The sequence below is a fragment of the Niallia sp. FSL W8-0177 genome (genome assembly GCF_038006285.1).
Lineage (GTDB): Bacteria > Bacillota > Bacilli > Bacillales > Cytobacillaceae > Niallia > Niallia circulans_A.
Genome location: NZ_JBBOUX010000001.1, coordinates 3142282 through 3157220, shown reverse-complemented (window position 1 = coordinate 3157220; position 14939 = coordinate 3142282). Strand labels below are relative to the sequence as shown.

Annotated in this window: 11 protein-coding genes and 1 other annotated feature; of the genes, 4 read left to right on the top strand and 7 right to left on the bottom strand. The window is 35.9% G+C overall.

Annotated elements, in window-relative coordinates; genetic code table 11:
* Window positions 1–35 precede the first annotated feature (35 nt).
* The gene (locus NST77_RS15605) at window positions 36–1367 is read right to left on the bottom strand and encodes a solute carrier family 23 protein (protein ID WP_163187450.1); all 1332 of its coding nucleotides are present in this window, start codon (window positions 1365–1367) and stop codon (window positions 36–38) included.
* A 152-nt stretch (window positions 1368–1519) separates the two neighbouring features.
* Entirely contained in the window at window positions 1520–3166 is a 1647-nt protein-coding gene (locus NST77_RS15600; RefSeq protein ID WP_144546296.1) for a PucR family transcriptional regulator, read from the bottom strand.
* Window positions 3167–3409: 243 nt separating this feature from the next.
* Here NST77_RS15600 and allC point away from each other — a divergent pair, with 243 nt between their 5' ends.
* From allC to NST77_RS15580, 4 genes are all read left to right on the top strand, one after another.
* A complete protein-coding gene (allC, locus tag NST77_RS15595; RefSeq protein ID WP_095330340.1) occupies window positions 3410–4645 on the top strand; it encodes an allantoate deiminase in 1236 nt (411 codons plus the stop codon).
* Window positions 4646–5038: 393 nt separating this feature from the next.
* On the top strand, window positions 5039–6268 hold the full coding sequence (locus tag NST77_RS15590; RefSeq protein WP_275068545.1) for a pyridoxal-phosphate-dependent aminotransferase family protein: 1230 nt from the start codon (window positions 5039–5041) through the stop codon (window positions 6266–6268).
* A 191-nt stretch (window positions 6269–6459) separates the two neighbouring features.
* Window positions 6460–6677: a binding site (T-box leader), on the top strand.
* A 91-nt stretch (window positions 6678–6768) separates the two neighbouring features.
* Window positions 6769–8202, top strand: a complete 1434-nt coding sequence (gene proS / locus NST77_RS15585; protein ID WP_123258209.1) for a proline--tRNA ligase — start codon at window positions 6769–6771, stop codon at window positions 8200–8202.
* Between the two features lie 220 nt (window positions 8203–8422).
* Window positions 8423–9418, top strand: a complete 996-nt coding sequence (locus tag NST77_RS15580; protein WP_249928219.1) for a TraX family protein — start codon at window positions 8423–8425, stop codon at window positions 9416–9418.
* On the opposite strand, the gene NST77_RS15575 is transcribed toward NST77_RS15580, so the two are convergent.
* The 5 genes from NST77_RS15575 to NST77_RS15555 all read right to left on the bottom strand — a co-directional run bounded on the left by NST77_RS15575 (window position 9374) and on the right by NST77_RS15555 (window position 14932).
* Window positions 9374–10252, bottom strand: coding sequence for a cation diffusion facilitator family transporter (locus NST77_RS15575; RefSeq protein ID WP_123258208.1), 879 nt, complete (start codon window positions 10250–10252; stop codon window positions 9374–9376). The two genes, NST77_RS15580 and NST77_RS15575, sit on opposite strands and share 45 nt — an antisense overlap.
* Before the next feature lie 196 nt (window positions 10253–10448).
* Entirely contained in the window at window positions 10449–11300 is an 852-nt protein-coding gene (locus NST77_RS15570; protein WP_095330344.1) for a DUF3298 and DUF4163 domain-containing protein, read from the bottom strand.
* 12 nt (window positions 11301–11312) lie between these two features.
* On the bottom strand, window positions 11313–11798 hold the full coding sequence (locus NST77_RS15565) for an RNA polymerase sigma factor (RefSeq protein WP_047943753.1): 486 nt from the start codon (window positions 11796–11798) through the stop codon (window positions 11313–11315).
* A 181-nt stretch (window positions 11799–11979) separates the two neighbouring features.
* A complete protein-coding gene (locus tag NST77_RS15560) occupies window positions 11980–14181 on the bottom strand; it encodes an MMPL family transporter (RefSeq protein WP_095330345.1) in 2202 nt (733 codons plus the stop codon).
* Between the two features lie 121 nt (window positions 14182–14302).
* Entirely contained in the window at window positions 14303–14932 is a 630-nt protein-coding gene (locus tag NST77_RS15555; RefSeq protein WP_095330346.1) for a TetR/AcrR family transcriptional regulator, read from the bottom strand.
* Window positions 14933–14939 lie beyond the last annotated feature (7 nt).

Below are 14939 nucleotides of genomic sequence, written 5' to 3'. Positions count from 1 at the left end.
AAGAGGCTAGTTCCAAATGGGCAGCCTCTTTTTGTTTACAATGTATTTGTTTCGCCGACTTGTTTGCTCAAGAGAGAGACATTAGAGCTTTTCTTACTGGTTTTAACATTAAAAAGAAGATTTAATAAAATGGCAGCCAAACTTCCTGTGATAATCCCATCACTTACAATGATTCGTAAGGCGGAAGGAAGCTGGTCAAATAAATTAGGAACTGCTGTTGCTCCTAAACCGATAGAAATAGAGCAAGCCATGATTAACAAGTTAGCCTGATTGGTAAAATCAACTTTGCTCAACATTCTTATGCCAGAAGCAACAACCATTCCAAACATAACAACGGTTGCTCCGCCTAACACTGGTGTGGGAATAATAGTGGCAAAAGCCGCAACCTTAGGAATAAAGCCTAAGAAAACAAGGATTCCTCCTGCGGCAATTACGACATTTACCGTTTTGACTTTTGATAGCTGAACAAGACCAACGTTTTGAGCAAAGGTATTATACGGAAAGGCATTAAATAGTCCACCTAAAGTAATCGCTAAACCCTCGGCACGATACCCACGCGTTAAATCCTTTTCACTTAGTGGCGTCTCCGTTATTTTGCTTAGTGCGAAAAAGACACCAGTTGATTCAATTACAATAACTAAACCGACAATTAACATGGTTAGAATTGGCCCAAATTCAAAGCTAGGTATCCCAAAATAAAATAGTTCAGGAAAATGGAACCAACTAGCTTCTTTTACTGGAGTAAGGTTTACTTTACCAAGAATAGCAGCAATAATAGTACCAGCAATAATTCCAATTAGGACGGCCAATGATTGCATAAATCCTTTTGTAAACCGGTTTAACAAAAGAATGAACAATAGGACGCCAAATGCCAAAAGCAAATTCTCAATGGAGCCAAAATCTTCGCTTGTTGCTCCTCCGCCCATATTTTTAATACCAGATGGGATAAGAGATAAACCGATAATAGTTACAACTGTTCCAATTACAACTGGAGGGAAGAGCTTGGTAATTTTGCTGAAAAAAGGAGCGCAAATAAACATAAAAATCCCTGTAATAATAATGGCTCCATAAATAGCGGTGACTCCATAATTTGTTCCGATCGAAATCATCGGAGTAACAGCGACGAATGAACTACCTAGTACAAGTGGCAAGCCAATGCCTAAATATTTGTTTTTCCAGGCTTGAAGCAATGTGGCAATTCCACATGTTAAAAGATCAATTGCAACAAGATAGGCTAGTTGTTCGCTTGTTAAATTTAAGGCTCTTCCAACTAATAGTGGAACAAGGATAGCACCAGCATACATAGCAAGAACATGTTGAAGACCTAAAGAAAAAATTTGAACTCCCTTTTTGTTATTTTGAGGCATTATAAACACTCCTTCTCCTTTGTTATTCATTCTAACGTATGGTGTTATATTTATTAACATAATAAGAAGTAAGAAGAAAGAAGTCATTGGTTAATTTATACAAAATATTTAGAAAATATAGATTATATAACTAAGAAAAATGAAAAACTTCTTTAGATTTGGCTTTGTTTTTTTCTTTCATTCATTTTTAAAATTGATTTAATCCGAAAGGCAAAACGAAGGTGGAAGGTAGTCTCTGGATCCTTAAGACTTTTTCCTAAGAGATCCTCACATTTTTCTAAGCGATAAATTACTGTATTACGATGTACATAAAGACGTTTCGCTGTTTCAGAAATTTGGCAATGGGTCTCTAAGTAAACAGATAATGTATGGAGTAATATTTGTTCATCTTCTTGCTGATGATTGTTAGAGAAAGGTTGAAAAATATGATCATAAAATTCCTGCAGATCCTTTGTTGGAATGATTCTTAACATTTCAAAGGCATCCTTTGGTCGATGTATCTGGATAAAAGGAGTGTTTCCAGAAAGCTGTCCAGTATGTAATGCACTAAGCGCCTCTTGATAAGCATTAGGTAAATTTAACAGGCGCTGATAAACATTACTGATACCGAATGAAATACTTGTTTTAAATGTGTTCACAAGATGGGTTTGGATATTTTGTAAATAAGGAAGAATGGTTTTGTCTAGCTCATAAGAGGAATCGGTAACTTCCATGATAATAATACAATGATCCTCAATAAGAAAAAGCTGAGAAGCGAAAGGTGCCTTTTTTATTTCTGTTTCGATAAATTCAAATACATAATCTACCTCAACAGAATGCTGTGTGAAAGATTTATATTGATCGCCGCTATCCAATTTGCCAATTATTGCGATGGAAGCCTGTTCTTTTTTTAAGAAAAATTCTTTAGCTCTGCTTTCGATTTCCTCAGCAAAGCTAAACTTTCCTTCCATAAAGTGAGCGAAGAAATCATTTCTTGCTCTTCTAGTATATTGCTTCACTGTATTTTCCCTCATTAGCTCAAAAGAAAGCACATTAGTTGCTTGTTCAATCGTAAGAAGCAAGCTATGATCTTCCATGGGGATTTCTCCCAGAACAACTAAAAATGCTGGTTTTCTCATATGTGTATAAATGGGGAAAATAGTAAAAATTTCTTCTGTATTTCTACTCGAAAAGCAAGAGTATGGTGAGTTAGCTAATAAAAATTCAAACCCTTTAGCATGGAGAGAGCTCAAAAAGCTATCGGTAGATGTTCGATTATGAGAAGAAGTGTGCATTTGAAAATGGGCATCTAGTAAAAAGATCGGCTTGTTAATCATTTGAGATAAGTCATCAATTAGCCTTTTTATCCCTTTCCCTTTCAGAATATGCTGCGTGAATTTCCGATGGGTTTCAAAGGCAGTGGTTAACTCTGCTGTTCTTTGACTCAACATATAGTTTAAAGAAGCATTAACGATTTCCCCTAGTGAAGTTTCTAAAGGTATTTCTAATAGGGGAAATCCTATTTCATTTGCGAATTGAATAGCTTCTTGTGGTATATGTCCTAAAAATCTCTTGGACTTAATTCCTAAAGCTGTACAATCCCTTTTATGCATACTTTTTATTAAGGAGAGCAGAACACCAGGATTATCTTTAAGATGATAGGCAGTAGTGACTAATAAATCGTTTGGGTTTAAGAAGTCCACGATATCAGGGGCATCCATCATGGTAATATGCTTAATTTCTTTATTTAATCCTCCGTGACCTGCAATTACTTGCACTTCTGCAAAGGCAGGTTTTTGTAATATCTCTGCTAATTTCAATTGTATCCCTCCCAAAGTAATCCGTGTAATCAAGAAGCTTCTTTAGTTAATTTATACAAAGTATTTAGACAATTCTAACATTTTATCTAATGAATTGCTAGCAAGTGATTATTAAAATAATGGATACATATATTAGTGCGTTTTAAGTAGTTTTAAATATTATTAGAAAATAACAAAAGGAAGGAGAGTTCTTTCTTTTTATTTTGAATGTAGGGAGAGTATCAGCAGAGAGGAGCGGGAGAAATGAAGACAACTATTGATATTGAAACAAAAGAAGTAGGGGACTGGATAGAATGGCTTGCCCGATTTGGGAAGACGAAAAATGGTGGAGTTACAAGACTTCTCTATGATGAAAATTGGCGCTTAGCCCAACATTCTCTTTTTCAAAAAATGAAAGAAAATGGCTTGAATCCTTATTTTGATGGTGTTGGCAACTTATTTGGCAGGTTAGCAGGAGTAGATCAAGAGGAGAAAGCCATTCTAACAGGTTCTCATATTGATACTGTTATAGATGGTGGAAAATATGATGGAGCCTTCGGGATTATGGCGAGTTTTATCGCTGTCAATTATTTGAAACAACATTATGGTAAACCAAAAAAGACAATAGAAGTAGTCTCTTTATGTGAGGAAGAGGGGAGTAGATTTCCTTTAGCTTTCTGGGGATCTGGATCGGTAACGGGAAAGTTTACTAAAAGTGATTGCGAAGGATTAGCTGACGCAAGAAATATTTCTTTTGCTCATGCTATGACATCGGCGGGCTTGCAGCCAGTTGAAAAACAAGTTAAGCGAGAGGATATTGAATGCTTTATAGAAATACATATAGAACAAGGGGCTGTCTTAGAAAAAGAGCAGAAGTCTATAGGGATTGTCTCTCATATAGTTGGACAAAGAAGATTTACGATCAAAGTTACTGGGGAGAGTAACCACGCAGGTACAACTCCCATGCCTTATCGAAAGGATAGTATACATCTTGCAGCGGAATTAATTACATATGCCATTAAACAAGTTACGGAAATGGACGCTCACTTAGTGGCGACAGTTGGGAAAATACAGGCAGTGCCTAATATTCCTAATGTGATTGCCAAAGAGGTTACTTTTACACTGGATGTCCGCCACCACCAAGAAGAAGTGCTAGATTACTATTGTGAGAAAATTTTTGCACATTTTAAAGAGAGATGTAAGACTGCTGGTATGGAAGTAGGGTGGAATCAATGGCTGGATGTTAAGGCCGTTGCAATGGACGATAAACTAACGCAGCTGTCGGAGAGAATTGTGGAGGAAATAGATATCCCATATCAAAAAATGATTAGTGGTGCCGGTCACGATGCACAAATTTTCGGAACCTATTGCCCGACAGCGTTACTATTTGTTCCTAGTGTAAATGGGATCAGTCATTCCCCAAAGGAACATACAAATCTAGAAGATTTAAAAAATGGGGTTGTTGTTCTTATAGAATTACTACACCGTTTGGCTTATTGATTTTTTCTGAGATGAACGTACTTAAGGTGCAGGGAAGGCGGAAAGTGGAGTTCATGGGGTTGATGAAAGCCGAAAAGTAAGAGAGGAATAGGAAAAGTGGAGTTCATGGGGTTGATGAAAGCCGAAAAGTAAGAGTGGAAAGAGGAAAGTGGAGTTCATGGGGTTGATGAAAGCCAAAAAGTAAGAGAGGAAAGAGAGAAGTGGTGTTCATGGGGTTGATGAAAGCCAAAAAGTAAGAGAGGAATAGGAAAAGTGGAGTTCATGGGGTTGATGAAAGCCGAAAAGAAGAGAGGAAAGAGAGAAGTGGTGTTTATGAGATTGATGAAGACCAAAAAGAAGGATCACGAAGCAAGCAGAGGGAATTACTAAAAGATAAGGAAAGGAAGTATCATAGTGACTTTTTTAGAACTAAACACACCCTTAAGAACGATTATGACACCAGGACCTGTTGAGGTTGATCCGAGAGTGTTAAGGGCGTTAAGTACACCTATTTTGGGACAATTTGATCCTGCATTTACATCTATCATGAATGATGTTATGAGAATGATTCAACAAGTTTTCCAAACTAAAAATCAATGGGCATATCCAGTTGATGGAACATCAAGATCTGGACTAGAAGCTGTATTGGCCAGTGTCATTGAGCCAGGAGATAAAGTGTTAATTCCAATTTACGGAAGATTTGGACATCTTTTGACGGAAATTTCTGAAAGATATGGGGCTGAGATTCATTTGCTTCAATGTAAATGGGGCGAGGTTTTTGATCCAGAAGTAATTATTGCAGAAATGAAAAGAGTGAGACCGAAAGTAGTTGCTCTTGTTCATGGAGAAACATCAACAGGGTGTATGCAGCCATTAGAAGAGGTCGGCAAAGCATGTCGAGAACAAGATATTCTCTTTATCGTTGACGCAGTTGCAACAATTGGAGGAGCCAATGTTCAAACAGATAATTGGTATATCGATGCAGTAATTGGAGGAAATCAAAAATGTTTATCAGTTCCATCTGGAAATGCCCCTATTACGTATAATGATCGAGTGGAAAAAGTGTTAAATGCACGGAAGAAAGTAGAAAGAGGAATAGCTACAGAAGTGGAGCTAGCAGAGATAAAAGCCCATGCCCCAATTCGCTCAAATTATTTAGATTTGGCACAATTGCAGGATTATTGGAGTCCGCGAAGGCTGAATCATCATACAGAAGCAACTACCATGTTATATGCTCTTCATGAAGGATTAAGAATTGTTTTAGAAGAAGGCTTGGAAAAGAGGTTTGCTCGTCATCAGTACCATGAACAAGCGCTCATGGAAGGAATAAAGGGAATGGGGCTTGAATTGTTCGGTGATAAAAGGTGGAAGCTGCCAACGGTAACATGCATTAACGTTCCAAAGGGGATTGATGCAGAATCTGTTCGTAGTATGATGCTTGAGCAATTTGGAGTAGAAATAGCCAGCTCTTTTGGTCCATTACACGGAAAAATATGGAGAATTGGAACAATGGGCTATAGCTGTCGCAAAGAAAATGTCTTATTCGTACTTGCGAGTTTAGAGGCATGCCTCATTAGCCATGGTGTAAAACTCCCTGCAGGCCAAGCACTGCAAGCAGCGCTAAATTTTTATTTAAGAGGTTAATAGATAAGGGTCCAGAGAAATACTTTCTATGCCTAAAAAGCATAGAGCTTAAAGAAAACACAGAGAAGCCATTCACTCCTTCTCCATTATCGAAAATAAAAGATATATGCCCTATCGGTTAAAAAGAATAAAAAAAATCTATATTGACAATAATGTTTCTATCCGATATGATTTTTCACAAAGAAATGAATAATGAAACTATAAAAAGGATTAGTATGCAGCAATGTCTATAAAAAGAGAGGGTCTAAATGCTGAAAGGACCTATAGGCTTACCTGTTGAACCTGCCTTTTTCGTTCTGTATCGAATAGACTTTGTTTAAGAAGATTCAGCGGTTCAATACCGTTAACATGGAAGAGTGTAAAGCTTTGCTTTGAATTAGGGTGGTACCGCCATTATTTGGTCCCTAATGAATAGCAACGCTTTTTTTTTATGGTCTTTTTCTAAGAAAGATCGCTTGAAATACGTTTAAAAACACAGATAAAATAGGAGGCCCTTTAAAATGGCGAAGGATTTTGTAAAAAGCATTACTAGCATGGAAGATGATTTTGCCCAGTGGTATACAGATGTAGTGACAAAAGCGGAACTAATCGATTATTCAAGTGTAAGAGGTTCGATGATTATTCGACCTTATGGAACAGCGATTTGGGAGAATATTAAAGAAGCATTAGATAAACGTATTAAAGAAACAGGGCATGAAAATGTTTATATGCCATTATTTATTCCAGAAAGCCTTTTACAACGAGAAAAAGATCATATTGAGGGATTCGCACCAGAAGTAGCATGGGTTACACATGGCGGAGACGAGAAACTAGCAGAAAGACTTTGTGTGCGCCCAACATCAGAAGTGCTTTTTGCAGAGCATTATAAAAATATTATTCATTCCTATCGTGATCTTCCTAAGCTATATAATCAGTGGGCTAATGTTGTGCGTTGGGAAAAGACGACACGTCCATTCTTACGTACTTTAGAATTTTTATGGCAAGAAGGGCATACATGTCATGAAACGGAAGAGGATGCAGATAGAGAAACAATTCAAATGCTTCAGGTCTATGCAGAAATATGCGAAAAGTACTTGGCACTTCCAGTGATCAAAGGGCGTAAAACAGAAAAAGAAAAGTTTGCAGGCGCGAAATACACTTATACGATTGAAAGCTTGATGCATGACGGCAAAGCATTGCAATCAGGTACTTCGCATAATCTCGGCGATGGCTTTGCAAAATCCTTTGGAATTCAGTTCTCGGACAGAGATGGCAACTTGCAGCATGTTCAGCAGACATCATGGGGCTTTACGACAAGAATCATTGGTGCCATGATTATGGTTCATGGGGATGACCGCGGCTTAGTCGTACCGCCAATGATTGCACCAACACAAGTGATGATCGTACCAATTGCCCAGCATAAGGAAGGGGTATTGGATTTTGCCTACGATTTACAGAAGAAACTAAGTAATTCGATCCGCGTTGGTATTGATGCAAGTGATAAAAAGCCAGGCTGGAAATTTAATGAGTATGAAATGAAGGGAATTCCTCTCCGTCTAGAAGTGGGACCAAAAGATATCGAGAAAAATCAAGTGGTTCTTGTGAGAAGAGATACTGGAGAGAAACAATTTGTCTCTATGGATGGATTAGAAGAAACAATTACACAATTATTAACGGATATCCAAGACAACTTGTTAAAGAAAGCCACAGATCATAGAGAAGAAAACACTCATACTGCTGTAAATTTTGATGAATTTAAACAGTTGACGGCAAAAGAAAAGCCAGGATTTATTAAAGCAATGTGGTGTGAAGATCAAGCGTGTGAAGATAAAATAAAGGAAGAAACAAGTGCAACATCTAGATGTATGCCTTTTGAGCAAGAAAAAATCGCTGACACTTGTGTATGCTGTGGCAAAAAAGCAAATAAATTAGTCTATTGGGCTAAAGCATATTAATATTTTTGCCTAAATCAAATGGATAGTAAAAACGAGCAATTTGGATCTCGAAAATATGAAGATGTTCTAATAAAAAAGCTGAAATTTATGTAAAGGTTGGTAAAGTAAGATCATCTACTTTACCAACCATGAAATTCTAAGTTTAAATATAAAAAAGCACTAAATGACAAATATAAAGCACCTAGTTGTATAGGTGCTTTTCTTCATTAAGGAGATGATCATGACTACTACTTTAATAAAAATAATAGCTTTAATTTTTATGCTAATAGATCATATAGGGGAATTTATCCCTGGTACTCCAGTATATTTAAGATGGGGAGGGAGAATAGCAGCACCGATTTTTATTTATTTTGTGATAATAGGTATGACTCACACCTCTAATAAACATCGATATCTCTTCCGTTTGTATATTGCTAGTGTTATCATGGCTTGCGTTAATGTGTTTATTAATCAAAATTATAATACGGGAGTAGGATTAACTAATAATTTTTTTGCGACATTATTTACGGTTGCATTGTTAATTTATGTAATCGATAAGAGAAGTTGGAGATATTTTAGTATCTACTTAATATGGCAGATGATAAGTACTGTGCTTTCTACCCTCATTACAGAAATATTTATATTAAATACAGCTCTGAGATATCCTTTTTATGGAGCTATATTTGGAAATGTAATATATGTAGAAGGGGGAATCTTGTTCGTTTTATTAGGTGTTGTCTTTTATTTATTTAGAAATAAAAAACAATTAGTAATAAGCTATTCAATTTATTGCCTTTTTATCTTTTTAGTATATAAAAAATGGGGAGGCAGTTTAAATCCGTTTTCACAATTTTTACTTCCGTTTGCAGACTTCCAATGGATGATGATTTTAGCTTTGCCATTGCTCTATTTTTATAATGGGGAAAAAGGAGTTGGCTTAAAATATTTTTTTATCTCTTTTATCCAATACATATTACCATTTTATATTTTATTGGAGGGGAAAAATAGTATTACTGTAAGCCAGCTCAATGAGAGTTGGCTATTTTCTCACTCTATACACAGCAATCAAAAAAAGCAAAGGACAGAATTAGCTATAGTGAGGAAAATTATTCCTTTTTATATTGTGGAATACTTACATAAGTCAATCTTCAGCTTTCTCCGTTATACTTCTAAATACTATTCATTCGTTTCTTTACTGGGTTTCTTCGTCTGGCTCAATATGGACATGAACCTCTAACACATTAAATTCATTTATTAAGGCATTTTCTACGGCTGAAGAGATATCATGGGCGTGAGTAATATCTAGCTGCTGGTTAACGGTAATGACGACATCCACGACTGGGTTATTGCCATAATTTCTTGCTTTAATTTCTTTAACAGCTTTAACGCCATCTGTATGTAAAATGGTCTTTTTATATTTATCAATCAATAAAACGTCAAAACCATCTGTCAGATAATGAGTGGTTTCTCGGAAAATTCCCCAAGCTGTTTTACAAATTAACAGGCCGACAATACAGGCCGCTAGCGGATCTAAAAATCCCAAGTTTAATTGTGCTCCAAAAATACCGACAGCAGTACCAAAACTAACCATCGAATCAGAAAAATTATCTTTCGCTGCTGCTTTTACAGCTTGGCTATTTATTTTTTTTCCCAATCGTAAATTGATCCGATAGACAAAGAACATAACAGCACCACAGGCGATAGCTGTATATGCTGCCACTAAATCAGGTGCTTGTCTAGAATGAGTAAAGAAGGAAGAGATTGCTTGGTATAATACTTGTAATCCAACACTCATCATAATAAAGGAAGCAATTAACGAAGCAACAGTTTCCGCTTTCCAATGGCCATAAGGATGGTCTTTATCAGCTGGTTTTTGAGATAGCCGCAACCCGATTAAAACGGCAACAGAAGCAATAATATCGGTGAAATTATTCCATCCATCTGCTTTTAAAGCTTGCGAATCAGTGCTATTTCCAATAATTAATTTCACTGATGCTAAAATAATATATGTAATAATGCTTAATATCGCGGCTCGTTCTCCGAGCTTTAAGTCTGCATATTTTTTATCCATTGCAAATGCCTCCTTAACTACCTCACTAATCATATCAAGTCACTATAGGGTGGGTCTAGAGCAACGTTTTTATACCTATCAACAAAAGTATGAGGAAGAGAAAACAGTTTGCCAGAGGAAAACTTTTCAATTATAAAAGAAGAAAAGTCAGAGGGAAAGAATAAATCCTCTCCTCTGACTTATCAATGATAACCAATTATCTTATATATAAATCACTTACTAAATAATCCTTTATCACATCGGATGGAATGGGAAATTCAACTGTCCCCATATACCCTGGTGCTACTTCGTATTCATTAAAGCAAATGACCAATTGATGCTGTTTGTTTATATAGAAATTTTGGTATGGATCGATTTTATCAAACCCTTCTGGATCGGTATCACTTTTTACAAAATAGCTTCCGATGTCTGCTTTCATTTGCTTGTTCATTTCATGTAAAATGTACGAACTGATAGCATCAATGTAAGAATCATCTTTAAATAGACTTGGTAATGTGATTAACAGTTCGTTTTGTTTATCGATCGTATCATAGCGAATAGATTCTGCAGCAGATGCTTTTGTTTCGATCGTATATCGACCAAGTGATAATAACAAATCATCATCTGTTTTAACGATATAGCCACTTTCGAGCGAGTAGTTTCCATTATCATTTGCTGTTTCTTGCATAAATTTAGAATAAAGCTCTTTTGATTCTTGAACGTATTGTTGGTTTAATGTCTGAGAAAGAGTTTTATTCTCTAAGCCAGTTACTTCAGGCGTTTTAATATCTAGCTCACTATTCTTCTTCGTTTCTTTCCATTCTGTTATTGTAACGACCTTAATGACTTTGTTTAAAAAAGGTATATCTGATAAGGTGCTTGCTGCTGCCGGACTTATATTGACCGTTGTAATGAATAAAAGGATGGAAGCAGCTAAGAAGATAGCGTTTTTTGAAATTCTTCTCAAAGTACGATATCGTTTAATCGATCTATGTGTCTGTTTCTCCAGTTCATTTGGTATGGGTATATTCAAATAATCCTTTTTCATCTTTTCTAATTTTCTATCCATTTTATTCCTCCACTATTTCATTTCTATACGAAGTATTTTTAGTGCCTTATAAAGTTTTGTTTTTACTGTATTTATATTTTCATCTAGTACAGAAGCAATTTCTTCGAGCTTTAAGTCTTCAAAAAAACGAAGAATCACAATGGTTTTATAGGATGGTGGAAGCTGATTCATTGCTTGTTCTAAATCTAAATTTTTGTAAGTATCGACAGAACTTGAAGCAAGCACTTCTAAACTGTCATCGTCTGCCACATACCAACGTTTCTTTTTTCGTAAAAAATCAAGAGAGGTTGTAGCGACAATTCGATAAAACCAACTTTTCATCATAGCAGTATCTTTTAATTGATGTTGTTTTCTTAACGCTTTATGAATAGAGTCTTGTACAATATCTAAGGCATCTTCTTGATTCCGTACATAAGAGTAAGCAAATCGATAGAAGCTTTCCTTATGATCCATAATAAATGTAATTAACTCCGTTTCTTTTTTATTTTTGTTTAACATAGAAGAGCTCCTTTATGGAAGAAATACGTAATAACTTAAGTTTTACAAGGAATAGACGTATGGAAAGGGGATTTTGTTTTAAGAAAATCAAATAAATTAAAAAAAGGAAGGATAAAACGGAAAAGAGAGAAGAAAATCCTCCAAGCTTTCTGGTGAGACAGCACTTGGAGGAATAAATAATCTATTCTTTTTCTTTTACATGTAGTTTCTTGCTTGGCCAAAAGGCAGCATTTCCTAATAGGGAAGTTATTCCAGGCACTAAAAATGGTCTTACAATAAAGGTATCCAGCACAATTCCGATTGCAGTTATGGTTCCAAAATGGACAAGTACTTGCATTGGTAAAGTCGTTAGTACCATAAAGGTAGCGGCTAAAATGACTCCAGCAGAAGTAATAACGCCGCCAGATTCTGCTACACCTTCTTTCACCGCTTGTAAGAGAGGCTTTTCTTTGCTTTTCTTCCATATGCTTGAAATCATGAATATATTATAATCTTCTCCTAATGCCACAATAAATACAAAGGAGTATAGCGGAATTAAACCTTGAATTGCCTCTACTCCAAATCCATAGTGAAGGATAATCCAGCCCAATCCTAATGCGCTAAAATAGGAAAGCAGAACGGTCGCAATCAAATAGATGGTTGCCGTTATAGAGCGTAGATAAATAAGTAAAAGGATGGCAATCATGGCTAAAATAACAGGAATGATCATTTGCGCATCATCATTTGTTAATTCTCTTGTATCATATTGCTCTGCAGTAATTCCAGCAATCCAAACATTATCGTTCGCATTTTTGATTCCATTCTCCTGAAGCGTTTCTTCCAATGTTTCCCGAATTATTGGTAGTTTATCCATCGCTTCATTTGAATAAGGATTCGTTTGAAGCTCCACTGAATATTTGATTAAATCAGGATTCTTCTTTCCTGCTTCACTCTCTGAAACCTTTGCGATAAAATCTAATTGCTTCAAGGATTCCTCGACTTTTACAGCTTCTCCTTCGGTGTTAATAATAACCGATACGGGAGCAAGTTCCCCTGCATTAAAATGATCTTCAATTAAAGTATAGCCTTCTCTTGAGGGCATATCATCCGGAAATGAGGATAATAAGTCATACGTATACTCCGTTTTAAGGGAAAAAAGAGCAAAAATTCCAAGTAATATTGTCGTGAGAATCGTCACTTTCCATGGATGTTTTGTTACTACCTTACCAATCGCGGTTCCGAGTGATTTTCTTTTTTTCGCTGTTTTTTTAATGCCCTTTTTTGCTAATAATTCTTCTGTTCTAGGAACGAATGGATAAAAAGACAGTCTGCCGATAATAGCTAAAATGGCAGGGACAATACTTAAACTAGCTATCATCATTATGAGAATAGATATGCTAAATGGAATGGCAAATCGGTGAACTGCCCCATATTGAGCTAATAATAATGCAATGAGGGAGAAAAATACTGTTAAACCACTCATCGCCACGGCTCCTCCAGAACGTTTTAAGGCTTTTTGCATCGCAATTTCCTTTACTGATTCTTGTGTTAGTAACATACGATATCTACTGATAATGAATAAACAATAGTCTGTACCAGCTCCAAAAAGCAATACGGTCATAATAGCAATGCTTTGAGAATCAAATTCAATCCACCCTGACTCACCTAAGAAGCCAAGTAAAGGACTGATAACTCCATAAGCGATTCCAACTCCGATTAGCGGGATTAAAGCTAATACTGGAGAACGATATATGACAAGCAAACAAATTAAAACTATCATGACTGTGCCAATGAGTAATGATAAGTCACCTTGGCTAAACAGCTCTGTCGCGTCAATAGAGATACCTACTGGACCGGTTGTTCTTGCGTGCAATTTTGTTTCGTCTTTTATAGAGGTGTTAAAAGGATTTTCTCCCCATAAGTCACTTGCAGCCGTTTCTAATTCCTGAATACCAGTCTTCAGTTCGCTTGTAGCTAAATTATTCTCAAATAAAAGCGGGAGAACGAATGTTGTTCCATCTTCAGAAATTTGTCGCTTTACTGCTTCTATCGGTAGTTGATGATAGGGAATAATCATTTCTTGATGGATTAGCGGTTTCTCTGTTAGTTGTTTGGTAAGCTCTTGGATTTGTTGTAAATCTTGATCAGATAATCCTGTTGATCGATACCAAGCAATTAATGCAGGTGTTCCTTGTTCATTGGGAAATTCCTCTTTCATTTTTTCCTCTGCCTGCTGTGATAAAGCAGTAGTGGGAATATTTCTAGCTAAATCATTTTTCTGTGAGCTAGCCTGAGGTAAAAACATGCTTACTATCCCGACAAGGAGAAGCCAGGCAATTAAAGTAATCCACTTTCCCTTTTTACTAGTTACTGCAGTAAAATATTGCTGAATATAATGTTTCATTTTTCCACTCCTTAAAGACGCAACTTATCAATCGATAAGTAAGATGTAAAACAAACTTATCACTTGATAAGTTGAGTATATAGTTAATACAGAAAGAAATGAAGTGTTTTTTACAAAATCATTACCTATCTACTAGGCCAAACAAAAATAAATGAACAATTAACTTTGCCTTTCGCTGGATTTCCTTTTTTTGTTGATTAGAAGATAGTTCTTTCATATAAGAAGGCTGCATCGCTGTTTGAATATATTGAAGAAACATCAAGGCAATTTCTTGGCTATTACTTTCTATTTTATTGTAGGAAATATTTGCATTGTTTTTTTCCTCTTGATCAAATACTTGTATAATGGGGTTCAAAAATCCTTCCTGCCAGCGAATTCTTAAATGTGTTTGGACATCAGCCGGCATTTCATGCTGTAAGTCATGAAACATTTGCATTAAATCCTCTTGATAATTTTCTAAAAAGTAAATAGCAATTTGATAGAGACATTCTTGAAGATTCTCGAATTTTTTCGTAATGTTTAAGAGAGCTTGTTCGGTTTGTTTTATAGACGCATTAATTACTTCTTTATAAATATCTTGTTTATTTTTGAAATGATGATATAAGGCTGGTTGTGTAATTCCACAATGTTCTGCAATCATTCTTGTACTAACCTTTCGATATCCTAATTCCATAAATAGCTGATAGGAAACATGGATAATGAACTGATAGGTATCATGATTGGTACTCGACCTAACTATTTTTTTATTCACATTGTAA

Coding starts and splice junctions, on each gene's coding strand:
- allC (WP_095330340.1), top strand. CDS start 3,410: ATGAAGACAACTATTGATATTGAAACAAAAGAAGTAGGGGACTGGATA.
- proS (WP_123258209.1), top strand. CDS start 6,769: ATGGCGAAGGATTTTGTAAAAAGCATTACTAGCATGGAAGATGATTTT.
- NST77_RS15560 (WP_095330345.1), bottom strand. CDS start 14,181: ATGAAACATTATATTCAGCAATATTTTACTGCAGTAACTAGTAAAAAG.
- NST77_RS15605 (WP_163187450.1), bottom strand. CDS start 1,367: ATGCCTCAAAATAACAAAAAGGGAGTTCAAATTTTTTCTTTAGGTCTT.
- NST77_RS15570 (WP_095330344.1), bottom strand. CDS start 11,300: ATGGATAGAAAATTAGAAAAGATGAAAAAGGATTATTTGAATATACCC.
- NST77_RS15565 (WP_047943753.1), bottom strand. CDS start 11,798: ATGTTAAACAAAAATAAAAAAGAAACGGAGTTAATTACATTTATTATG.
- NST77_RS15575 (WP_123258208.1), bottom strand. CDS start 10,252: ATGGATAAAAAATATGCAGACTTAAAGCTCGGAGAACGAGCCGCGATA.
- NST77_RS15580 (WP_249928219.1), top strand. CDS start 8,423: ATGACTACTACTTTAATAAAAATAATAGCTTTAATTTTTATGCTAATA.